Annotated in this window: 19 protein-coding genes; 13 read left to right on the top strand and 6 right to left on the bottom strand. The window is 49.2% G+C overall.

What is annotated here, in order from left to right; translation table 11 throughout:
• Positions 1–3 precede the first annotated feature (3 nt).
• Positions 4–429: a DUF6746 family protein gene (locus ACP7FG_RS08875; RefSeq protein WP_439226169.1), complete on the top strand. Its 426-nt coding sequence runs from the start codon at positions 4–6 to the stop codon at positions 427–429.
• 4 nt (positions 430–433) lie between these two features.
• Here the strand turns inward: ACP7FG_RS08875 and ACP7FG_RS08880 are convergent, their stop codons facing one another.
• Both ACP7FG_RS08880 and ACP7FG_RS08885 read right to left on the bottom strand, forming a co-directional pair.
• Complete coding sequence (locus ACP7FG_RS08880; protein WP_439226170.1) at positions 434–1,540, bottom strand: threonine aldolase family protein; 1,107 nt, start codon at positions 1,538–1,540, stop codon at positions 434–436.
• A 7-nt stretch (positions 1,541–1,547) separates the two neighbouring features.
• Complete coding sequence (locus tag ACP7FG_RS08885) at positions 1,548–1,799, bottom strand: hypothetical protein (RefSeq protein ID WP_053953456.1); 252 nt, start codon at positions 1,797–1,799, stop codon at positions 1,548–1,550.
• Positions 1,800–1,893: 94 nt separating this feature from the next.
• On the opposite strand from ACP7FG_RS08885, the gene ACP7FG_RS08890 reads away from it, so the two are divergent.
• Positions 1,894–3,747, top strand: coding sequence for a DUF885 domain-containing protein (locus ACP7FG_RS08890; protein ID WP_439226171.1), 1,854 nt, complete (start codon positions 1,894–1,896; stop codon positions 3,745–3,747).
• A gap of 15 nt (positions 3,748–3,762) precedes the next feature.
• Positions 3,763–4,629 (top strand): tetratricopeptide repeat protein, encoded by an 867-nt coding sequence (locus ACP7FG_RS08895; RefSeq protein WP_439226172.1) that lies wholly within the window; start codon positions 3,763–3,765, stop codon positions 4,627–4,629.
• Here ACP7FG_RS08895 and ACP7FG_RS08900 read toward each other — a convergent pair.
• The 3 genes from ACP7FG_RS08900 to ACP7FG_RS08910 form a co-directional block, all read right to left on the bottom strand.
• Positions 4,626–5,735: a sensor domain-containing diguanylate cyclase gene (locus tag ACP7FG_RS08900; RefSeq protein ID WP_439226173.1), complete on the bottom strand. Its 1,110-nt coding sequence runs from the start codon at positions 5,733–5,735 to the stop codon at positions 4,626–4,628. The genes ACP7FG_RS08895 and ACP7FG_RS08900 overlap by 4 nt on opposite strands.
• An 87-nt stretch (positions 5,736–5,822) precedes the next feature.
• On the bottom strand, positions 5,823–6,437 hold the full coding sequence (locus tag ACP7FG_RS08905) for a LysE family translocator (RefSeq protein ID WP_273021753.1): 615 nt from the start codon (positions 6,435–6,437) through the stop codon (positions 5,823–5,825).
• A 12-nt stretch (positions 6,438–6,449) separates the two neighbouring features.
• A complete protein-coding gene (locus ACP7FG_RS08910) occupies positions 6,450–6,770 on the bottom strand; it encodes a hypothetical protein (RefSeq protein ID WP_439226174.1) in 321 nt (106 codons plus the stop codon).
• A 120-nt stretch (positions 6,771–6,890) separates the two neighbouring features.
• On the opposite strand from ACP7FG_RS08910, the gene ACP7FG_RS08915 reads away from it, so the two are divergent.
• The 9 genes from ACP7FG_RS08915 (at position 6,891) to ACP7FG_RS08955 (ending at position 22,097) form a co-directional block, all read left to right on the top strand.
• A complete protein-coding gene (locus ACP7FG_RS08915; RefSeq protein ID WP_439226175.1) occupies positions 6,891–7,157 on the top strand; it encodes a hypothetical protein in 267 nt (88 codons plus the stop codon).
• A 178-nt stretch (positions 7,158–7,335) separates the two neighbouring features.
• Entirely contained in the window at positions 7,336–7,707 is a 372-nt protein-coding gene (locus ACP7FG_RS08920; RefSeq protein ID WP_439226176.1) for a hypothetical protein, read from the top strand.
• A gap of 90 nt (positions 7,708–7,797) precedes the next feature.
• Complete coding sequence (recC, locus tag ACP7FG_RS08925) at positions 7,798–11,265, top strand: exodeoxyribonuclease V subunit gamma (RefSeq protein ID WP_439226177.1); 3,468 nt, start codon at positions 7,798–7,800, stop codon at positions 11,263–11,265.
• On the top strand, positions 11,262–14,972 hold the full coding sequence (recB, locus tag ACP7FG_RS08930; RefSeq protein ID WP_439226178.1) for an exodeoxyribonuclease V subunit beta: 3,711 nt from the start codon (positions 11,262–11,264) through the stop codon (positions 14,970–14,972). Before recC ends, recB begins: the two co-directional genes overlap by 4 nt.
• The gene (recD, locus tag ACP7FG_RS08935) at positions 14,969–16,909 is read left to right on the top strand and encodes an exodeoxyribonuclease V subunit alpha (protein ID WP_439226179.1); all 1,941 of its coding nucleotides are present in this window, start codon (positions 14,969–14,971) and stop codon (positions 16,907–16,909) included. The genes recB and recD overlap by 4 nt, the downstream gene beginning before the upstream one ends.
• Positions 16,902–20,060 (top strand): DUF3427 domain-containing protein, encoded by a 3,159-nt coding sequence (locus tag ACP7FG_RS08940; RefSeq protein WP_439226180.1) that lies wholly within the window; start codon positions 16,902–16,904, stop codon positions 20,058–20,060. The genes recD and ACP7FG_RS08940 overlap by 8 nt, the downstream gene beginning before the upstream one ends.
• A 193-nt stretch (positions 20,061–20,253) precedes the next feature.
• Complete coding sequence (locus ACP7FG_RS08945) at positions 20,254–21,315, top strand: alpha/beta hydrolase (RefSeq protein ID WP_439226181.1); 1,062 nt, start codon at positions 20,254–20,256, stop codon at positions 21,313–21,315.
• 93 nt (positions 21,316–21,408) lie between these two features.
• The gene (yafN, locus tag ACP7FG_RS08950) at positions 21,409–21,702 is read left to right on the top strand and encodes a type I toxin-antitoxin system antitoxin YafN (RefSeq protein WP_011235749.1); all 294 of its coding nucleotides are present in this window, start codon (positions 21,409–21,411) and stop codon (positions 21,700–21,702) included.
• Positions 21,699–22,097 (top strand): type II toxin-antitoxin system YafO family toxin, encoded by a 399-nt coding sequence (locus ACP7FG_RS08955; RefSeq protein WP_224798424.1) that lies wholly within the window; start codon positions 21,699–21,701, stop codon positions 22,095–22,097. The genes yafN and ACP7FG_RS08955 overlap by 4 nt, the downstream gene beginning before the upstream one ends.
• Here ACP7FG_RS08955 and ACP7FG_RS08960 read toward each other — a convergent pair.
• Positions 22,094–22,741 (bottom strand): hypothetical protein, encoded by a 648-nt coding sequence (locus tag ACP7FG_RS08960; RefSeq protein ID WP_439226182.1) that lies wholly within the window; start codon positions 22,739–22,741, stop codon positions 22,094–22,096. The two genes, ACP7FG_RS08955 and ACP7FG_RS08960, sit on opposite strands and share 4 nt — an antisense overlap.
• Positions 22,742–22,923: 182 nt before the next feature.
• Here ACP7FG_RS08960 and ACP7FG_RS08965 point away from each other — a divergent pair, with 182 nt between their 5' ends.
• The gene (locus ACP7FG_RS08965; protein WP_439226183.1) at positions 22,924–23,412 is read left to right on the top strand and encodes a DNA-binding protein; all 489 of its coding nucleotides are present in this window, start codon (positions 22,924–22,926) and stop codon (positions 23,410–23,412) included.
• Positions 23,413–23,427: the final 15 nt, after the last annotated feature.

Consider the following 23,427-nt stretch of genomic DNA (forward strand, 5'->3'; position numbering starts at 1 on the left):
TTTATGAAAGCGTTAACAATGATACTAGCAGGCGCAGCACTGCTTTTTAATGTAACCGCAACGGCCAGTGACAATGATGACGAGCAGCGCTACGACCACTTTAAGCCTGAGGCTTCTGAAAATTTAGAACAGGCTATTATGAACCTGACGGAATATAACGCCAAATTACAGGAAATTGTGAATGGCGATTTAGACTCACAGGACATGGCGAAAGTACACGAATTGACTTACACACTGGAAGTGGCACTGGCCCGTTTAAGTAAAGAGCTTGATGTCGCGGCAAACTCTCTGGAAGAAGTGCATTTAGGCTCTGAGGCAATGAACAAACAACGTGTTAAAGGCTTTGGTAAAAGCTACTTAGATACCCTGAACCACGTGTTAGGCGAGCATAGCAAACACCATGAAGGTGATCACAAAGAGCACCACTAAAAGCCTAAAGCGTTTCTAAAAACGCCTTAAAGTGTCGCAGCCAGAAGCTTTGTGGTTGCGACATGGCGTTTCTTCCAATTGAAATCTCACAAATGGCTTCGCCATTTATTTCAGCTCTTGGCAGCGGTAATAGCATGACGCCTGTATTGCTGGCGTAGTCTGTTATTTTCTCACCGAGCGTATTGGCCGGCAGAGCAAAATGAAGGTGAAACATCGCGGCTTGCGGGATTTCCGGATTTACCTTTAGCATTTCTAACTCGTTGAGTGCCTCGCCGAGTGCTTTGGCGTAGTTAACCGCGTCCGGCATAATGGGTAAATTCTCTCTTAAGCCGTAACGAGCAGACAAAAGCTGCGGGTACTGGGTAATGATATTGCCACCGGCACGGCGAGCCCAAATTTTGGCTTGCTCTATGAAGGCTTCTGAACCCGCCAGAATAGCACCCGAGATAGCACCTAAATCTTTATAAAAACTCACATAAACCGAGTCAAATAACTCACAGACTTCAGGCAGTGAACAGTCATAAGCGGTTGGTACCTGCCAGAGCCGGGCTCCGTCTAAGTGCATGGCGATATTATTCTGGCGAGCCCATTGCGACTGTGCGACCAGGTCGTCCCAGTCGGGTAACTGCCCCCCAATTTCACGCATGGGCAGTTCCAGTAAAACGGCAGCCAGATCCTGTGTTTGCACGGACTTTAAATCGCTCAGTGTTATCGGTTTATTGGCAAAGCCTGTGGTGGTGCCGTTAAGCTGCCACAAAGCTTCAAAACCCATTTGTTCGTGCAGCATTAAGTGCGACGTGGGATGCAGTGCCACGCCATTAAGCTGACGCTGATCGGCGTGTATACGCAGGGCCAGTGGTTGCGCCAGGGTTCCGGTGGGTAAAAACAAAGCGGCTGGCTTGCCCAGTAATTTTGCAACGTCTTCTTCAAAGTCGTTAATGAGCGCCCCACTGCCATAGACGTCTCTTGTCTCATTGCCCTGAAGTTGTTCAGACAATAATTTGAGCTCATCCGCCATGCCAGGCTGGGATTGACGCAAAAGAGATGTGCTCGCCTGCTCGGCAGCGTGCTGGTACGCCTGTTTTGTTTTTACCGTTATTGAGGTTGTCATGGTTTTCCTACTTTGAATGGACTTTACCGCCAATAATTTTGTAGGCAGGAGTGCCACGTATCATAGTCTCGCGCGCAAATTCCTGCCCACAACCGGGGCAATGGCACGGCTTAGTGGTGTGGTCTTCAACAATACGCTCAATAAAGCATTTTACCAAAGCGCCTTTGCCACCCTTGCGATATTTAAATATGGGCGTTTTGCACTGCAGACAAGAAATCTGCACGGTGCGAACCGGCCCTTTCTTGTTAGGTTTCGCCATAAAACAGTCGGTTACAATTTAAGCATTTCCATTAGTGTAACAAGCACGCTATAGTTTTTCTTCCTGTATCAAAAGAAGAATAAAGGACACTGCTATGCGTTATTCCATTGCCGCCCTGGCTGTTTTGGGCTTATTAACGGCCTGCGGACAACCGCAGCAAAACAATTCTGAACAAAATTCACAAACGGCGGTTGAGCAAACGGCGCAGTCAGAAACTGAGCGTCTGAATCAGTGGTTTGAAGAAAAGTACGAACAACAGCTTCAACAAAGCCCCATTCAAATGACCTTTCTGGGTCGCAAAGACCGCTACGGTGACATTGACGATATGACTGTCGCTGCTGAGAAAAAGCAGCTGCAGTGGCTGGAAAATAGCGTTGAAGAGCTGAAAGCCAACTTTGATTACGACAAGCTGAACCTAGAAGCTCAGACGTCTTACGACGTTTGGGTTTACCAATATGAACAAGCCAAGCGTAATGCCGAATTCCGTGGCATGGACTACGTATTTGACCAAATGCGTGGCGCACACACCTTTTTACCGCAGTTTTTAATCAACTTCCATCGAGTGGATGACGCGGAAGATATGGAAGCCTACATTTCTCGTATTAAGGGTGGTGCAACGGCCATTGAGCAATTATTGCAGCGCGCGAAAGAACAAGTAGAGAACGGCGTTCGTGCTCCGCGATTTGCGTATGAGCAGGTTATTAAAGAGGCAAAAGGCCTGACTTCAGGTGCCCCTTTTGATGAAGAAGGTGACTCAAGCTTACTGGAAGATGCTAAAAACAAGCTCAGCACGCTTCAGGAAAATGACGCGATCTCCGCCGAACAAGCCGATAAATACGAAAAAGAAGTGCGTAAAGCTCTATTGGAGCGTTTCCGTCCGAGTTACGAAGCGCTTATTAGCTTCCTTGAAAGCGACATTGAGAATACCGACGAAATCGCAACCGGCGTGCATCGTCTGGAAAACGGCGAAGCTTACTATAACGCCCGTTTGGCCAACTACACGACGACTGACTTAACCGCTGATGAAATTCATGAGATAGGTCTGAGTGAAGTCGAGCGACTGACTAGTGAGATGATCGCGATTAAAGAGAAAGTTGAATTTGATGGCGATTTGCAGGACTTCTTTGATTATATCCGCACCGACGAGCGCTTCTTCTATCCGAACAACGACGAAGGCGCTGAAATGTATCTGGAAGACTCGCGCGAATACCTGGCGTACATTAATGAAAAGCTGCCTGAATATTTTGGTATTTTGCCAAAAGCCGACTTGGTGGTGAAACGGGTTGAGCCTTTCCGTGAACAAGACGGTGCGGCCCAGCATTATTACCCTGGTTCGCCTGACGGTGAGCGCCCGGGCATTTACTATGCGCATTTGTCGGACATGAGCTCCATGCCGAAAAATGAAATGGAAGCCATTGCCTATCATGAAGGTAACCCGGGTCACCATATGCAAATTTCTATTGCTCAGGAACTGGAGTCGGTACCAGAATTCCGTACTCAGGCTGGCTTTACGGTTTACAGCGAAGGCTGGGGTTTATATTCAGAACAGTTAGCCAAGGAAATGGGTGCTTATGAAGACCCTTACTCTGACTTTGGCCGCTTAACCACCGAAATTTGGCGTGCCGTGCGTTTGGTTGTGGATACCGGCATGCACGCAAAAGGCTGGACTGAAGAGGAAGCAGTTAAGTATTTCCAGCAACACACCCCAATTGCTGAAGGCGCTGTGCGTTCAGAAGTTCGTCGCTACCTGGTCATGCCGGGTCAGGCAACAGCCTACAAAATTGGCATGATCCGTATTCTGGAACTGCGTGAAGAAGCCAAAGAAGCTTTGGGCGATAAATTTGATATCCGTGGCTTCCACGACACCATTCTTGGCGGTGGCGCATTGCCGCTGCATATTCTGGAGCGTCGTGTTGACCAATGGGTTGAAGATCAGAAAAAAGCCTAACTAAGGAGAGTTATTATGAAATGGATAACATTGGCGCTAACTGTGGCCTTTTTTCTCCCCGGCGCTTATGCCGGGGAGTCAAATCAGCAGCTTATTCAACAGCATTTATCTGAAAAGCAGCTTGATAACGCAGAAGACATTGCTGAAGACTGGGTTAAGAACGAACCTGAAAATGCCGCCGCCTGGCATACTCGTGGTGTTGTCATGGCTCAGCAAGCGCAGGACGCTTTTTTTAGTGCGTTAAGTTATGCGGGGAAGTCACTTGAGTCGTTCGAAAAAGCCGTAGAGCTTAAGCCTGATTCGCTGAAATACAGAAACGCCTTAATGCAGTTCTATTTAATGGCGCCTTCTATGGCGGGTGGCGATGACGAAAAAGCTCTGGCTCAAATTGAAGCAATTGAGAAAATTGATCCGGCACAGGGGGCGCTGGCGAAAGTTGGATACTTCCGACAGCATGAGCAGGAGGAACAGGCCAGCGCATTACTAAAGGAAGCTTTAACTGAATATCCCAATAACGCCGATGTTCTCGTTTATGCAGGGTTTCAGGAACAAAGAAACGAGAACTACGAAAAAGCGATCTTTCTTTTTGAAAAGGCAGCTGCTGGCGAGTCTGCAGAGGGTGATGCTCCCGTTATGGCGTTGTATCAAATTGGAAAAACGTCAGTTTTGGCTGAAACCCAGCTTGATGATGGCATACAGGCTTTAAAGCAATATCTTAAATCGGAATTACCGGAGAATGCTCCAGGCAGTCATTGGGCAAACTTCCGGTTGGCTCAACTGCTTACCTTAAAAGGCAATGAAGAAGAATCTAAGCAGCTGTTAGCCGGGCTCAAAGAGGTTGATGATAAAGAGTTACAGAAGCAAATATCCAGTTGGAATTAATTATCTAAATAGCCCCGGTTACGACCATCAGATTTGGCGCGATAAAGCGCCGAGTCTGCTTTTGAAATCATTCGGCTAATTAAGACTTCGGTATTTTCGTCAGCAGTCGGTGTGTGCAGGTAGCCGCCAATACTAATACTTAGATAGGGCGCAACCTGCGACTGTTCATGTTCTATTTTGAGATTCCGAACAGCCTCCAGCAATTGCTGAAGGCTGTCCTTGGTTTTCTGCTCGTCGGTGGCTGAAATTACCGCAACAAACTCTTCTCCGCCATAACGCGCCAGAAAATCTGTATTACGCTGCAACTGATCAAACATCGCGTCGGCGACAGATTTAAGCGCCTGGTCTCCCTGCAAGTGGCCGTAGTGATCGTTGTACGATTTAAATTGATCAATATCGATTAAGAGCAGCGCTAAAGGAGTTTTGTGACGAGAAGCACGCTGAATTTCGTTAGTAATGCGTTCGTCAAAGGCGCGACGATTGGCAATGCCGGTCAAACCATCTTGTGCTACTTGCGCCTGCAGCATACGGTTGGCTTTTTCCAGCTCCCGTTGGGTGTGGATGAGCTCTGCATAGGTACGTTGCCGTTCAAGGGTATTGGCTATCATGTCGGCAACCAGGCTCAAGCGACGTAGGTCTGTTGGCTGCCATTGGCGTTTTTTCTGCACCATATCGCAGCCGACAAAACCCAGAAGTTTGTGGTTAGCGACCATACCAATGCAAATAACGGATTTTATGTCTTCGCGGTCAAACTCTGCTTTTTCGGCATTAGCTTCAGGGGGCAGCGTCTGGACATCATTAACAATGCAAACGTGGTTTTCTTTCATTTCTCTAAAAAACCAGGGTAAATCGTCAGCTTCGATTGCCTGCAGACTATCAATATGTGCCTGGTGACCGTCACGAACCCATTCATGGGTATTGGTCATGTGCTGAATATGGTCATCAAACTCAAATACGTAACAACGGTCTGCCTCTGTGTAGTCGCCAATAGCCGCAATAACTTCCTCAATACATTCGTAGGTTTCCGTGGGCTCACTGTTAATTAGGCGAGTTGACAATTCTGAGATGAGTTGATCAAAAGATACTTGCTTGGTTTTCACGTCCATGACTCATCCTTATTGCCTTTATGGTCAATAGTTAACCATATCGTCAGGTAAGCGTAAATTGTTATTTTTATGTTGTTCAAATTGAGGCTAACTAAAATAGAACTGCCATATATCCAGTACGACCGGTATAACAGAAAAGACCAGCAATAACGCCATGGAGATATTAAAAATTCTTTGTGCCCGGTGGTTGGTGAGTAATTGTCTCAGTCCGGCGCCGGCCACCAGCCAAACGCCCACACAGGGAAACGCCACCGCCAGAAAAGCGGCAGTTATTTCCATCACTTCTGACCAAAGCGTGCCTGCAACTGTGGTAAATGCTGCCACTGCGCCTGTTGCCATAACCCAGGCTTTGCCATTTACCCACTGAAACAAAACTGCCTGCCAGAAAGTTAATGGCTTACGGTCACCCTTTTCAATTGCCTTGGGAGTTTGTGAGCCAATGACCCAAGCCAGCCAAAGCAAATAGACAGTACCGGCAATTTTAATCATTTGGTGCAGAAGCGGGAACTGCTCCAGCACTGAACCAAAGCCCATACCAACCACCAGCACCATGGCCGGAAAGCCAAGGCAAATGCCGAGAAAGTGCGGCAGGCTGGACTTAACACCATAGTTCACGCCTGACGACATAATCATAATATTGTTGGGGCCCGGCGTAATAGTTGTCGAAAAAGCAAAGAAAAATACCGCAATAAAAATTTCCATTCTCTGATCCTTTTACTTCTTCTCTAAGGTTGGCGGCAGACCAAAATGTGCGATTAAATTCTGTAATTGTGCGTCATTGCCGCCATCTTCGCGCTTATCAAAGCAACCCGGCGGGAAAAGCACCCCGGCCCCACTGGTAAAAAACAGGCGCGGATCGGGACCCCGTACCTCTGTTTTCGGGTACCATTGCCTGTAGGGTCTTATTTCTCCGCTTGTTGCACGGCGTAAATAATGTGCCCGCCAACACAGAATCTCCTGATCATTACCCGTATACGCATTGACCAGAGTTGCCAGCCAGTTAGGTCGATAATAAATGTCATCATCGGCGGTCACATGAAAGGCATCGGGAAAGCTTTTAAGTGCCGGAAGTTTGGCAAAGCGTCCAGTTCTTCTGTAGCTTGTGTTGAAAGTACCATAGTACGTTCAAAGAAAGCGAATGCGAGGTAATGCTGAATGGCACTAAGAAGTTGGTTACAGCAAAGTAAAGAGTTCATATTGCGATTTGCGGTATCCAGTCCCGTTCCGGCTAGTTGGCTATATGATGTACCGGAGTCAACCGAAATTGAAGACCTGACCAGCACACCTGAACATATTGAAATTGTCAGTCACTGCTGGAACTATTCGCATTTATTTGTGTATCAGTTGAAGTCGCTGGTGGATAATGCCCCGGAGGACTTTAAAGTTACGCTGACCGGTTTTTATTGCGCTCAACAAAGGTGACTTACTACGCCGTAGTATAGGCCGTAATAAAGCTGCAAAAGAAACGAAAGCAGACTGGATTTGGTTTACCGACTGCGACTTACTGTTTGGGGAAAATACCTTCCCAAGCTTAAAACAGACCTTACGCAAAGAGTCCTGCGTTCTGGCGTTTCCGGAACAGGTTTCCCGAACTTCGTTATTGAGCGAAGAGCATGATGTTCTGTGTAATGGTAAAGAAACCTCAGTTGAAGAATGTTTGCAGCAGGCGGATGTTACCACCCACACCTTTTCAAAAGCCTCTGGCTCGGCGCAGATAGTTCATGGTGACACGGCACGCCGCTATGGCTATTGCGAGCAGATAGACTGCTATCAGCAGCCGAAAGACCGATGGGTAAAAACATACGAGGATCGCGCGTTTCGCTGGTTACTGGGTACGCACGGAAAACCATTAAACATTGAAGATGTATCGATAATTCGCCACGTAGAGAAGGGGCGCTATAAAAAGAACTCGACCTTCTCAGAAATGCGTAAAGCGAACCGTCAGACCAAAGACAAACTACTGGCTAAATAAGCGCGTCGATAAGTTGCTCTATAACTAGTAAGATAATTCCCTATTGATTAGGATGGATGTCTTACAGTAACCCTACAGGGAGAGCAGCGAGTGAGTGAATTGACCCCCGGCTTTATTGTCGCGCATGGACATCGGCTGGAAGACTTAACCGATGTGGCGGTTACATTCACCCAAAACTACCCGCTGGCGCCGCTGGAGCAGGAAACCGTACTGGTGCAGAGTAACGGTATTGCCCAGTGGCTCAAAATTAATTTAGCCCAGGCCAGTGGCATTGCTGCCATGATAGATGTCACCCTGCCGGCAAGGTTTCAGTGGCAGGCATACAGAGCCGTGCTCGGTGACGACATTCCCAAAACCTCTCCCTTTGATAAAGACCGCTTAACCTGGCGGCTAATGCGTTTGTTACCCGAGCTAATTGAGCACAACCCGCACTTTGCGCCACTCAAGCACTACACCTCCGACGACAACGACGGTCGCAAGCTGTATCAGCTGAGTGGGCGACTGGCCGATTTGTTTGATCAGTACGCGGTTTACCGTGCCGACTGGCTGGATAACTGGGTGCGTGGTCAGGACGTGTTGGAACACGGGCAACCCGTTGAAGCCGAACAGTTGTGGCAGCCGGAGTTATGGCGCGCTGTCAGCAACGATATTGGTATAGATGACTACTGGAATAACCGGGCGGAGCTGCATCAGCGCTTTATTGATACGGCAAAGGCGTTAACTGAACGTCCGGCAGGTCTGCCGCCACGTGTGGTGGTGTTTGGTATTTCCTCGCTGCCGCAGCAAATGCTGCAGGTACTGGATGCCATTAAGGGTTACACCCAAATTTTGTTGTGTGTGCATAACCCCTCGCAGTACCACTGGGCCGATATTGTCGATGGTAAAGAAGCCTTGCGGCAGGCGGTTAAAGCCTCTTCGCGCTTAAAACATAAACCGGAACTGCCCGATGACCCGAACGACGACGAGCTGCATCAGCTGGCGCATCCTTTGTTGGCGTCCTGGGGTAAGCAGGGCCGGGACTACATTCGCCTGCTGGATTTATACGACGAAACCCTGGCCAAACAGGAAGCGTTTAACACCATTAAACTGGAGCTGTTTGAGCCGCATAACACCGACCATTTACTCGCCCAGTTGCAGGACGACATTCTAAATCTGCGGCCGGTGCAGGAAACCCGAGAGCTTTGGCCTACGCCAAATGCAGGGGACAAGTCACTGCAGTTTCACGTGTGCCACAGCCCGCAGCGCGAGCTGGAAGTGCTGCATGATCAGCTATTGGACGCCTTTGCCAAAGACCCGGAACTCAAACCGCGCGACATTATGGTGATGCTGCCCGACGTCAACACCTACGCGCCCTACATTGATGCCGTATTTGGCCGGTATCATAACCGTTTTGGTGAGCGTGACCCGCGTGCCATTCCTTATACCATTGCCGACCAGGGGGAGCGTCACCAACGGCCGTTAATGATAGCGCTGGAGCTATTGTTGCAAGTTGACCAGCTGCGTTTTACCCAGACCGATTTATTCAATTTGCTGTCGGTTCCGGCGGTGCAGCAACGCTTTGATATGAGTGACGATGACTTGCCACAGTTAAAGCGCTGGGTAAAAGAAGCCGGCGCACGCTGGGGGCTGAATGCTGAGCAACGCGGGCAGTTTTATATGCCGGCAGCGGAAGAAACCAACAGCTGGTGGTTTGGCTTAAAACGCATGATAGCCGGTTACGCCATGGGTGATTTGGCCGACGTTGGTATAGAAAACGACTCACCCTGGGCCAATGTAGAGCCTTATACCGAAGTGGCCGGGCTAAGTGCCGCGCTGGTGGGCTGTTTGGCGGACGTAGTGCGCACGCTGGAACAATGGTGGCAGCGTGCGCAGGGTGAACACGCTTTACCGGAATGGGTCACTCAGGGCGAGTGGCTGCTGGAACAATTTTTCGAGGCCGAAGAAGACAGTGATCGCTTACTGTTAGCCAAGCTGGGTGACGAGCTGTATCAGCTGCGGGACATTTGCGTAGAAGCGGATAACGAATCACAACTGCGCCTTCCCATATTTAAAGACGCCTGGTTAGAGCGCGTGGACCAGCAGAACCTGAACCAACGCTTTTTGGCCGGGGCGGTGAACTTTGCCACCTTAATGCCTATGCGGGCCATTCCGTTTAAGTACGTGTGTGTGCTGGGTATGAACGAAAGTGATTACCCACGTTCAACACCGCGTGTGGACTTTGACTTAATGACCGACCGGTATCGGCCGGGTGATCGCTCCCGTCGTGATGATGACCGCTATTTATTCCTGGAAGCCATGCTCTCCGCCCGTGACTGTTTTTACTTAAGCTGGGTAGGCTACAGCGCCAAAGACAATAGCGAGCGCACGCCGTCGGTGCTGGTGGCGCAACTGCGTGACCACCTACATCAGGGTTGGGAAGTGGACATTGACGACCTGACGGTTGAGCACAAATTACAGACGTTCAACCCGTATTACTTTAACCAGGAAAACCCGGACTATTTCACCTATGCCAGTGAATGGGCACAGGCGCATCAGGGCTCGTTGGCTGCTACGAGCCGCACGGCTTCGGGAACCGCCGCGGACGACGAGCTGGAACGCACCCTGAGCATTAATGATATTAAACGTTTTATTGAAGAGCCCGCCCGCCTGTATTTTAACTGGCGGCTGGATACTTACTTCAGCCGCAACGGTGAAGACCTGGACGACAGCGAAGCCTTTGTGATGGATAACCTGCAAAGCTGGTCGTTAACCACGCGTCTGGTTGACTCGGGCAAGCGAGCGCTGCTGGCAGGGGCAGGCATTGAAGCCTCGCTGCTGAAAGAGCTGAACCGCATAAAGCGTGAAGGAGCCCTGGGTATTGGGGCTATAGCGGAGCAAAATGGGTTTCAGTTGCTGGAGCAGTCGCAGGAGATACTGGAAACCTATCAACAGAGCATTGCCGGTTACTCGGGTCTGAATGAGTTTCCGGTTGAGGTGTTTTTTGAGCACAGTGGGCTGACTATTGATGACACCCTAACCGGGCTGCATACCAATGAAAGCGGAGAGCGCCTATGGGTGGTTACCTCGGCCAGCAATATTGCTGCTAAAAACGGTAAAGGCATTAACAGCGGCGGCTGGAAACACGCCAGCGCGTATTACCTTGGTCTATTGTTATTGAATTTACAAAAGCCGACACGGCTTTTAATTGTGTCCAAAGGTGGTTGCCAGTTGCAGGTGGCGCCGGTGCCCGCTGAGCTTGCAGTGCAACAACTGGAACAAATACTGGAGCTAGTGGCTCTGTCAGCGCAGCAGCCGCAGCCCATGCATCTGGACGTAGCCATGACCTGGCTAAGCGCAATGGACAAGAACGGCCAGGACGAAATGCTGGCGCATGAAGCCGCCCGACAAAAATACGAAGAAGAAGGCTTTCAAGATCCGGCGCTGGTGACTAAAAGCGATTACTGCGGGCGCGTTGCCGAAAGTTACGAAGCCATTCAGGCATCACCGCACTTCCGCCGCTTTATGGACGAACTTTATGATCCCATGCGCTTAACCCTGGTGCCGGAGGACAAGTCATGAGCCAGTTACCGTCACATACCTCAGGGCATACGCTAGAGAACCCGCTCGATTTTCCGCTGAACAGCAGCCGCTTAATTGAGGCCAGCGCCGGTACCGGTAAAACCTACACCATTGCTGCGCTTTATGTGCGTTTGGTTATTGGACATGGCACACATAATGGTGCGGAAGAAACCGCGTTTGACCGCGAACTGGTGCCGAAAAACATTCTGGTCATGACCTTTACCAAAGCCGCCACCGAAGAGCTGAGTGACCGTATTCGCGCACGCTTAGCCGAAGCCGCAGCTTACTTCCGTGACCCGGAAGCCTTAGAAGGTGACCCCTTCTTAGCCAGCCTGCGGGAAGACTGCGCCGCGCAGGGGCAGAACTTGATGCATCTGGCGCGTTTGCTGGATTTAGCCTCACAGTCCATGGACGAAGCGGCGGTGAAAACCATTCACGGCTGGTGCCAGTCCATGCTAAAAGAACACGCCTTTGCCAGCGGCAGTTTGTTCAGTCAGGACGTTGAAACCGACAACGAAGAGCTGCGCCTGCAGGCCGCCGAAGACTACTTCCGGCGTTTTATTTACCCTGCGGATGCTGAACTCAGCGCCCGACTGCTGGAAGACTTTAAATCACCCGAAGCTTTGTTAGGGCTCACTTACAGTTTGAGCAAAAGCGGACAGGCACCGGTCAATGGTGACTTGCACAGCCTGCTGAAAGAAGCTGAAAGCGCGCATCAGCAACGAATGGTCTTTATAAAGCAGGAAGTTGCGCCTATTGTGCAGGAATTGGTTGATAAAACCTCACAAGCTAAGGGCGCGGCAACCAAACTTAAGCAATTTCAGAAATTTGCGGACTGGTGTGCCGACCATGACTTAGTTGAGCCCGACGCCACCGCGGCTAACTGGAAAAACATTAGCACTAACGAGTTACAGAAGTTTGCCGATGCCAAACTTGGCGGTATGCCACAAAGCTGGGCAGTTTTAGGTGAGCTGCAGGAGCGCATTAAGCGCAGCAAAGTACAGCAGCAGGAAGAGCTGGCTAAAGTAAAACAACACGCGGCTTTCTGGGTCAGTAGCCGCTTTGCCGAACTGCAAAACCAGCGCGCCGAAATGGGTCACGATGATATGCTGACGCGTTTACGGGACGCACTGAAAGGCCCCAGTGGTGAAGCCTTAGCTGCCGCTATTCGCAAGCAATATCCGGTGGCTATGGTAGACGAGTTTCAGGACACCGACCCGGTGCAGTACGAGATTTTTAACCGCATTTATAATTTGGCGGAGCCGCACCCAAGCACCGGTATTTTCCTGATTGGTGACCCCAAACAGGCCATTTACAGCTTCCGCAACGCCGATATATACACCTATTTGAAAGCCCGGCGTGATACCGAAGGCCGGCATTATAATCTGGCGCGGAACTTCCGCTCGTCGCAGGCCATGGTGGATGGCGTTAATGCGCTGTTTGAGCGCGCCGAAGAGCTGCCGAGCGGCGCGTTCCTGTTTAAAACCGAAGCAGAAAACCAGCTGCCCTTTAACCCAGTGGGTGCAAATGGGCTGAAGCGCACTTTCAAGCATTGCCTGTTATCCAGCAATTTAAAAACTGCACCGGCGCTGCTGTGGTCGGTGTCCGGCGAAGAAAAACGCAATAAAAATGACTTTTTCCGGGCTGCCGCGAACCATCACGCTAACTTGATTTCCTCCCTGCTTAATGACCCGCAGGCGGGCTATTACAACAGCGACGACAAGCTCGAGCAGCGCGTCAAAACCAGTGACATTGCGGTGCTGGTAAACAACTTTAATGAAGCCAATGCCATTAAAAAGGCGTTGAGCGATCGCGGGCTGAAAAGCGTTTATTTATCAGACAGGGAATCGGTATTTGCGCAGCGCGTTGCTAAAGACCTGCTGGCGCTGGTGAGTGCCTGCGCCGAGCCGCGCGACCCGTCGCTGATACGCAGTGCCCTGGCGACACAGTTGCTTGGTCTGCCGCTGAGTGAGCTGGAACATATTCACAGTCACGAACGCGAGTGGGAACAGCGAGTAGAACAGTTTTTAAGTTATCACGACCAGTGGCAGCGACAGGGCGTACTCGCCATGTTGCACAGCCTGCTGCACGACCATCAGGTGCCGGCTAAGCTGCTGGAAGACCGCATTCACGGCGAACGCCAGCTGTCCGACGTGCTGCACATTGCCGAGCTGCTGCAACAGCAAAGCCTGGTGCTGGACGGTATTCCGGCGCTGGTGAACCACTTTGCCGAACAGGTGAACGAACGCCACGGCTTTGGCAGTAACAGCCGCACTCAGAGTGACGAGCAGCAACTGCGCTTAGAAAGCGACGATGAACTGATAAAAATTATCACCATTCATAAGTCAAAAGGCCTGCAGTACCCGCTAGTGTTCATGCCTTTTGTGGCGTACACCCAGGCGGAAGCCTACCGGATAAAGCCACCGGCGGTGTATCACGATGAAAACGGTGAGCTACAGATATTGTGGTCAAAAGACGACGACAATAAACAGCGTTTGAGTAATGAGATCCTCGCCGAAGACTTACGTAAAATGTACGTGGCCGTTACCCGCGCGCAATACGCCACCTTTATTGCGCTGGAAGCGGTGAAAGAGCATCGCAACAATCCGCTGTTCTATTTGTTGAACGGTGGCGAGTCATTAACCGATGAGCTGTACAACGAAGTCAGCGAACGTTGGCAGCAGGCGCCACACACGCAGTTAACGCGACTGGAAGACGACGAGCCTTTAGTCCGTGCGCTGGAGCAGGAGCAAACAAGGCCCAAACTGACACCGCGCAGCATGCCTGCAGGCCGTAAGCTTGAACGTTGGTGGGTGGCCAGCTACAGCGCGCTGAAGTACGAAGGTGCGGTGACAAAAAGCGTGCAGGCACCGCAGTCGCCCGATGAAATGAACCTGTTGGACGAGCGCGACGATGACGCAGAAGTCGCCAGTGTCGCCGAGCCAAGCCCGGACAGCATTCATCATTTACCCAAAGGCGCCGGGCCGGGTACCTTTTTGCATAACTTGTTGGAAGAGTCGGCCAATATCGGGTTTGCGCAAATAGCAGGTGACGCCGCCGAGCGTACCGAGCTGGTAGAGGGCTTTTGTGTCAGCCCGTATTGGCAGGAACACCAAAACAGCCTGGAGCATTGGCTGGAGGCCTATTTGCACAACCAATTCCCCATTAACGGTAGTGGTGACCGCATTAGTTTAAGCGCGCTGGAGCAATACAAAGCTGAGCCGGAATTCTGGTTCGGCGCCAGTGAAGTTAACGCACAAAGGCTGGATGCTCTGGTTCACGAACACATTCTGCCGGGGCACGAACGCCCGGCACTGGAACCTAATGTGCTGAACGGTATGCTCAAAGGCTTTATCGATTTGGTGTTTGAGTACAACGGCAAATATTACGTGGCGGACTATAAGTCCAACTGGCTGGGCGAAGACGACCACGCTTACACCGAACAAGCTATGCGCGAGAAAATTCTGCACAGCCGTTATGACCTGCAATACGTCATTTATACGCTGGCGCTGCATCGCCTGTTAAAAGCGCGGCTAGGCAGTGACTACGACTATGACACTCATGTAGGCGGTGCCGTGTATCTGTTTTTGCGCGGGCATAGGGCGGAGACCGGCGGGGCATTTTGTGACAGGCCGCCACGGGAACTGATAGAGAAGCTGGACGCACTTTTTGCGGGTAAGAACCTTTCAGATAAGGAGTCGGTATGACAGAAGTAACCTCAAACACCTTATTTGATGCCCTGCGTGAGTGGCGTGATGCCGGCTGGATACGCTCAATAGACCTGGCCTTTGTGGAGTTCTTGCAGCAAGCCGGCGAGACGCGCAGTGGGGTATTACTGGCCGCCCTGTGCGCCTCGCACGAAGCTGGCCGCGGGCATACCAGTATTGATATAAAGGCGTTGCAGAGTGAGCCCGAAAGCGTACTGAATTTACCACCCGAAAACCGCTATTCACCAAATTGCGATACTCCCAGTGCGTTGTTCCGTCAGTTTGGTACCGATGTTGAAGCGGCATTAACCCAAAGCCATTGTGTAGATGCCGACGGCAAAGGAAATCAGCCGCTGGTGTTAAGCAGCGGCAAACTGTATTTGCGCCGCTACTGGCAATACGAAGCCTTTATAGAAAGCGACTTGCAGGCACGTATGAGCGATCGCCCGGTTACGAATGACGACTTACTGAAAAGTACTTTGACGAAGCTGTTTGCCCGGGCTGACGACGAAAAAACGGATGAGATTAACTGGCAGCGCGTTGCCTGTGCCAATACCGTGCGCAACCGTTTTAGCGTAATAACCGGGGGGCCCGGCACCGGTAAAACCTACACCGTAGTGCGCTTGCTAACTGCGTTGCAGCATCAGACCTTATTCCTCGGCTTGCCGCCGCTGCGCGTATCGCTGGCTGCGCCTACCGGTAAGGCCGCCGCGCGGCTAACCGAATCCATAGAAAGCGAGCTGAATACACTGCGGGGTGATGCAAAGCTCGCTACCTTAAAAGACGCCTTAGACTCCATAAAACCCGAAGGTAAAACCCTGCACCGCTTACTGGGGGTAAAACCGAATTCGCGGGCGTTTAAACACCGCGCCGACAACCCGCTGCGCACCGACGTTGTGATAGTCGACGAAGCCTCAATGATAGACATTGAAATGATGACCGCGCTGCTAAAAGCCACACCCAAAAACGCGCGGCTGGTGCTTATTGGTGACAAAGACCAGCTAGCTTCCGTAGAAGCCGGCGCCGTGTTGGGCAACCTCTGTGAAGGCGCTGACCAAGGCCACTACCGCACAGAAACCGCCCAGTGGCTGCAGCAAGTCGCCGATACACCGGCCTTCCCAAGCGACTTAATTGACGACAACGGCGAGCAACGCCTGCAACACGTCGTGAAATTCCGCAAAAGCTATCGCTTCAAAGGACCTATTGCCGACCTGGCTAACGCCATTAACCGACAAGACAACGCCGCAACAAAACAGGAACTCGAAAAAGCCAAAAACGCCGATGAAGACTACCCCGTCAGCTTGTACGAAGTCAGCAGCCTAGACGATCCAGCCTTCGAAGCTTTGGTTAAACGTAACCTGACGACTTCGGGTAGCCTGACGTTCCACGTCAGGAACAATACCGAAACCACCACCGATGCCAACAACATCAACGATATCGCTCAAGAAGCCCTACAAAACCTAAGCAACTTCCAAATCTTGACCGCCCTGCGCGAAGGCCCCTGGGGCGTAAAAGCCGTTAACCAAAAAGTCGGCGACATACTCGGCGTAAACGCCAACACCTGGTACGAAGGCCGCCCCGTTATGGTCACTAAAAACGACTACGGACTGAAGCTGAACAACGGCGACATTGGCCTAACCTTTAAAGACCCAGAACACGGCCACCTGCGCGTCGCCTTTCCCGACCAGACCAACAAATCTGAAAATAAAGGCGTGCGCTGGGTACTGCCCAGTCGCCTCACCCACATAGAAACCGTGTACGCTATGACTGTGCATAAGTCTCAAGGCTCCGAATTCAAACACACCGTCATGGTCCTGCCCGACCACGACAGCCCTGTGCTAAGCAAAGAACTGCTGTATACAGGGATTACTCGGGCTAAAGAGCGGTTGAGTTTGGTGGGTAGTAAACTATTTAGCCAGGGAGGCAAGCGTGTCTAATTTACACCGTGGCATTTATGACTTGTTGCAAACTTCTACTGTTAAGGATGGGTTATCTGAACAGGACGGTCATCTTGTTTCTGATTTAGAAAGTCTAAGCCTTGAAGTTAGCCATAATCGTTTAGTGGAGTCATTGTCAGAACAACTTTCGCGTGTGCTAGCGGCAGTGGGAGAAGGTGAAAAACTAACTAATAACGAAAAACTGAGTCAACAAGTTGAGCTTTTAAACGGGCTACTTCAACACGCTCGCAGTGCGCTTAAAGATGCGACTGCTGCTGAAATTATTGACGAGTTTATCTCTCCTCCTCAAGTGTTGCGATCGCTTTACCGAAAAGGTGAGCAGCCAGAACTGCCTCAAATTGGGCTAGCACAGCCGTGGCTATTTACCGCGGGAAAAGACTCACCAGCTTTGCTTAATGAACTCATTGCAGAGCTATCCAGTTGCAACCATGTAGATATTCTAGTTAGTTTCATTACAGTCTCTGGTGTCCGAAAAATTCATGATGTTTTAAAGCAAATTACAGCGACTGACGCGACCGGAAAAAGTAAAACGTCGATTCGTGTACTTACCACGACATATATTGGCGCTACAGAGAAAAACGCGTTGGATATGCTCGCTAAGCTTCCTAACTGCGAGGTTCGTATCTCTTTAGATGGACGGCGGACTAGACTTCATGCAAAGGCCTGGATATTTGAACGTAAGACAGGTTTTGGTAGCGCTTATGTGGGCAGCGCCAATTTATCTGGAGCGGCCTTAATGGGCGGATTAGAGTGGACTGTGAAGTTCACAGAACGAGGGCAAGAGAATCTCTATTCGAGAGCAAAGGCACACTTTGAGACCTTATGGGAAGATGGAGAATTTCAACCTTATGATCCGAATGATCGCGAGCATGTTGACGCACTAGAGCAAGCCTTAATTCGAGAGTCTGGTGGCAAGTATTCACTTGAGCATGTCACCACAACGTTTTTTGATATTACCCCAAAACCGTTTCAATCGGATATTCTTGAGCAACTAGATAATGAAAGGGCACACGGGCGCTATAAAAATTTGTTGGTTGCTGCCACAGGGACAGGGAAAACAGTCATGGCGGCGTTTGATTACCGCCGAATTTGTGAACAGGAGAAAGGAAGACCTCGATTATTATTTGTTGCGCATAGAGAAGAAATTCTTAGTCAGTCATTAATGACTTATCGGCAAATACTAAAGGACTCGAACTTTGGCGACCTATTAACAGGGCGACATAGACCTCAACAGTATGACCACTTATTTGCCACCATCCAGAGTCTACGTTCGCAAGGGATCTTAGAGCGTTTCCCGGAAAACCATTGGCAAGTTGTGGTCGTTGATGAATGTCACCATATTGCGGCGCAAAGTTTTGATGACGTTGTGTCTCGTATGCAGCCGAAATACCTACTTGGTTTAACAGCGACGCCCGAACGTGCGGATAACAAAAACGTACTAGCGTATTTTGATTCTCGTCCAGATGGCTCCCCATCAGTACAAATGCGGCTTTGGAATGCGTTAGACCAGCAGTTGTTGGCTCCATTTGAATATTATGCCTGTGACGATGGACAAGACTATCGTGATGTTAACTGGGCCAATGGGGATGGACGTACAGATCTTCATAATATTCTCTCTGAAAATTACGTGCGCGCGCGCAATGTTATTCGAGCATGGTCCGAAGTTGTTAATACGGTAAGTGACTCAAGAGCGTTAGCATTTTGCGTTGATGTCGAACACGCAAGATTCATGACGCAACAGTTTAACAAGGCAGGGATTTCTGCTGCACTGATTTATGGTGAAAGCTCTAGAGACGAGCGATTGTCGTTACCTAAAAAGCTGGCTAACAAGGAAATCAATGTCCTTGTGACGGTCGACCTTTATAACGAAGGCGTCGATTTGCCTTTTGTCGATACGCTTTTATTATTAAGACCTACTCAAAGTGTCACTTTATTTCAGCAGCAAATAGGGCGCGGATTGCGTTTACATCCCGAAAAAGATAGTTGCCTAGTTCTAGACTTTGTCGGTCAACACCGAGCAGGATTTCGTTTCGACGTGTTATATGGAGCTATCACAGGTTTAACGCGAAACGAAGTATTTGAAGGTGTTAAAAATGGTTTTGGAAAATTACCTAGCGGTTGTTATTTACAGTTACAAAAACAGGCACGCGAGTCTGTTTTAGGAAGTTTGCGCGAAGCTATAAATCAAAGATGGAACCAGCTTCGAAACGAACTCAATCACTTTGCTCGAATAAAAGGCCGTAGCCAAGTTGGACTGTCAGAGTTTTTAACGGAACAACAGTTAGAGCTCACTGATATTTATCGAGGAAATGGCAACAATACGGGATGGACAAACTTACAGCGGGCAGCCCAACTGTTGCAAGGCGAAGCCAATGATGTGGAAACCTATTTTAGTCGTCGCTTTATTAGCTTATTGCATATTGATGATCCAGAGTATTTGCAGTTTATTCAGAGAATATCAGAATCCAGTCGCCCGGTTAGTCTGAGCCAACGAGAAAAGCTATACGCGCAGATGTTGGCCTATCAAATAGATGGGCAAAATAGGCAAGTCGGGAGCGGCAAAGCATTTATTCAGCGACTGCATGATGAATCGGAAGCATGCGGTGAATTAAATCAGCTATCGCGATATCTTGATGCGAAAACAAACTATGTATTTCACGACTTACCAGGGCTAGAACATACAGCGTTAAAACTTCATGCGTCCTATCAAATACGCGAAATACTCACTGCAGTTGGTTTTCTAAGTGAAGATCATCGTGCCCCATTCCAAGCAGGGGTATTGCGTTTGCAAGGTAGGAAAGTGGAGCTGCTATTTGTTACCTTGGACAAAGCAGAAGCGTTGCACGAAGGTGTTGCCTACAATGATTATGCAATAAGTCGCGATAAATTCCATTGGCAGTCGCAAAATACCGCTTCTTCGAATACTCCAACGGGTCGTCGCTATATTGAGAGTGATACTAATGGTTGGCAGTTCCAATTATTTGTAAGAGAGAATAAGCAAAAAGCTTACAAAGCTTGTGGGCCTGTGACGTTTATTGACAGTCACGGAGAGCGACCAATGAATATAACTTGGGAGTTGAAAAACAAACTTCCAACTCGGCTTTATCAAGCATTTAGTGTGTTGCGGTAGGGATAGCCTACCGTATCGCTTAGATCTAGCAGCTCCCCCAATTGCCCCCACCCCAAAATAGCTCTAATATGCCCCCACGACAAAGTAACTTATTGATCTCATGCCTCTTTCCTTTAAAAGCCTAACCCGTTCATTTGCCTGTCTGCTCGTTCTATTCACCGCTGCCAGCGTGCATGCATCCGAAATCTTCACTATGGAATCTAAGCTCCTTGATGAAGGAGTCACGGCGAGGCTTGCGTTACCGGAAAGTTATCACCATTCAGACAGTTTTCAGTATCCGGTGCTGCTGGTTATGGACGGTTCAACGCAGTTTGAGCACATAGCGGGCAACGTTAATTTTTTAAGTACGTTTTCTATTGTTCCGGAAATGATTGTTGTTGGGGTCAGTGCGAGGAACCGCTTAAAGCGCTTTACTCACACCAAAATGGAAGCCTACGCTGACCGCTCTGGCGGTGCCGAGCAGTACACCCAGTTTTTGCGCAATGAGCTGATGCCGGCGTTGCAGAAAAAGTACAGAGTGTCGCCTTATACGGTGGTTACTGGGCATTCTCTGTCAGGGCTCTATACTAGCTATCTGGCTACTCACCACTCAGATTTTATCAATGCTGCAATATCGGTCAGCCCAAGCCTTTGGTGGGATGACTTTGCGCTTATAAAAGACATAAAAGTGGCAGAGCAAGAGGCAGAAAAACAGGCGGTACGTTGGTTTGTCAGTATGGCGAATGAGCCTAACGAAATGGCCGAGAGCTATGAGCGTTTATTGAACGTGCTTGAAGCGAAGCCGGAATCGGCTTTTAACTGGGAGTCAAAGCAGTTCCCCAACGAAACCCATGACAGCACGCCACTAATTGGTAATGTCGAGGGACTTAAATCCGTTTTTCGAGGGTTTAACGCGGTGCCGAACATCGAAATTAAGTCGCTGGAGCAGTTGCAGGCATTCTACGCTGATTACGAAAAAGCGGTGGGTTACGACTTTCCTATGTCGGTTCAGCAATACAACGTGTATGGCTTAAAGGCCGCTTATGAAGGTCAAGTTGACTGGGGACAGGCTATTTTGGAGAAAGGCGTTGAGGTATTCGGCCAGTCCGAGATTTTATGGGACAGCCTGGCAACGGTTTATTCAATGAATGACAACAACGAAAGTGCGTTAAAGGCCTCGAATAAAGCCGTGCAGTTCGCACACGAGCATCAGTCAAAGTACATCAGTGAAATTGAAGCGCAGAATAGTGATTTGAAAAAACAGACAGAAAATTAAATTGTACATATTTATGTATATTATTTTGTTTGTAATTTCGTGTGTTTTGTGGCTATAATTTAGTCAATAGGTATAAAAGTGGTGAGGTAAAGTATGAACACACAAACTATATTGGCTGAAAAAACGGTATCTGCCAGTGATGTGCGCAAGCACCCCTGCCAGTATTTTGAAGCTGAGCCTGTGGCGGTACTTTCCCACAATAAAACCGCTGGTTACATGGTAGGTGCTGAGTTATTTGAAGCTATGGTGCGCCAGTTGGAAGCCTGTAACCCTAAAGTAGAGTCCCTTTTTAGGCCGACGACAGCGCGGCTAAAGGCTATTAGTGCCGAAGCAGAGAAGCTTTTAGCTGAAGCGAAAAAGTCTGATCTGGATGACTTTGAAGAGTGATTCGGGTTTTTAAAAGCAAACAGATTCGTCAGCAATTAACTGATATTGAACTGGATGCATTAGTAAAAGACTTTAAGCGTTATAAAAGTGGTGAGGGCGTGCCTGACCTGTTCGGGCGCGATGAACGTTACGATCATCCAGATACTTTTCCGGTTCTTCGTGACAACGAAGTAATGCATTTGCATCTACAAGATCCCGATGAGCCTTGGCCTTTGCATTGCATTCAGTTTGCTAAGAAAAGTGATACGCACTTAGTCTATTGTCCGGCAGCGATGACGCCCAACTGCTATTTGCTTATGATAATTCTTGATCCTCCTGCTCACAACAAAGCATGGAGCAGTGCGGTTATGCTCCCGTTGGGCACAATGGCTGAAAAGTTCAGGAATAAGTATTAAACCTGCCGCAGCACATCTAAAATTCCCTGGTCTTTCGCTTTTTCTTTTGCTGATACATCAAAATAGTCGTTGGCTTTTACTCTATCTTCCCAAAACTTCACAAAATCCATAGGCTCATCCGGGTCTATCTGCTGAGACTCTGGCGTAAAGGTTTTGTGTAGGCTGGTTTTGGAGATTTGAAAACTCATCGCGCTACGCTGTTCATGAGTAATAACGCCGGCTTCAAACAACTGGCTGGCTAGTTCGCTCATGTCGTTAGGCGAAATCTTACGCGCATTAAAGTTTTCAGTTATTGCTATGGGAATATTGGACTGGCTGCTGTTATTGCCTTCTTCGGCCTGGCGACGCATAGCATCTTCAAATAGCTGATCGCGCGCTTCCATCAGGCTGTTAAGTTCGTCTTTTTCTTCTTTAGTCAGGCTGGATTTACTCTCAAGCTCTTCTATCTTTTGCTCAATTTCTTCCAGATGCCCGGTATCAACACCCATACGATTCAACAATATGCTGCGGTAGGCATTGTCTATCAGTGACCCACGGTCTTGTTCCGGCGCAATGTCCCTGTTGCCAGGTTCCTCAGCTCTATTACTTTGGGTCGTTGTTGTCGTCGGATAACTCGCGTTATTACTCACAGGGTTCATATTCATGGCTTTCCCTTATCCAAAATTGGCATTGCCGGGTGGCAATGTTTTGCCTGTCTAGTGCGTTATTCGCGTTTATGGATAGGGGGTAGCAAGAGGTGTGCCAGTAAATCAAAGGTTGTCAATTGACAACTTTCGGGGGGAACTATATTCTTCTGTTACTGAGATGATTAAAGGAGATGACGACAATGAATGAATATGATTTTACGCTGAAGTTTGTCATCCCTAAAGACTTGAAGACAGATGATCTTAGCAGCCAGATTTTCGCCGGCGGATGTGATGATGCAATTATTGGCGTGGGAGTTGCGGGTCGATTGGCGTTAAATTTTGTACGTGAATCAAATAATGCAACAGAGGCAATTCGCTCTGCGTTATCTGATATTCAAAAAATAATCCCTCAGGCTAAGCTAGTTGAAATAGGCCCGGATTTGGTTGGCTTGTCAGACGCTGGTGAGCAACTCAATATGAGCAGGCAATATCTGAGAAAAGTACGGGATCAGGAATTGGAGAAGTTTCCACTACCGGTGCATGAGGGCAACCCGTCACTTTGGCATTTGTGCCACCTGCTTGAATATTTCCGTCAGGAAAAGCTACGCGATATTCCAGAATGTGAAATTGAACTAGCGAAAGCCGCTATGACACTTAATTACGAGCAACAGAAGCGGCGGGTTTATTAGGTTTAAAAGCCGCCG

Source organism: Idiomarina sp. ST10R2A5 (assembly GCF_051842325.1).
GTDB lineage: Bacteria > Pseudomonadota > Gammaproteobacteria > Enterobacterales > Alteromonadaceae > Idiomarina > Idiomarina abyssalis.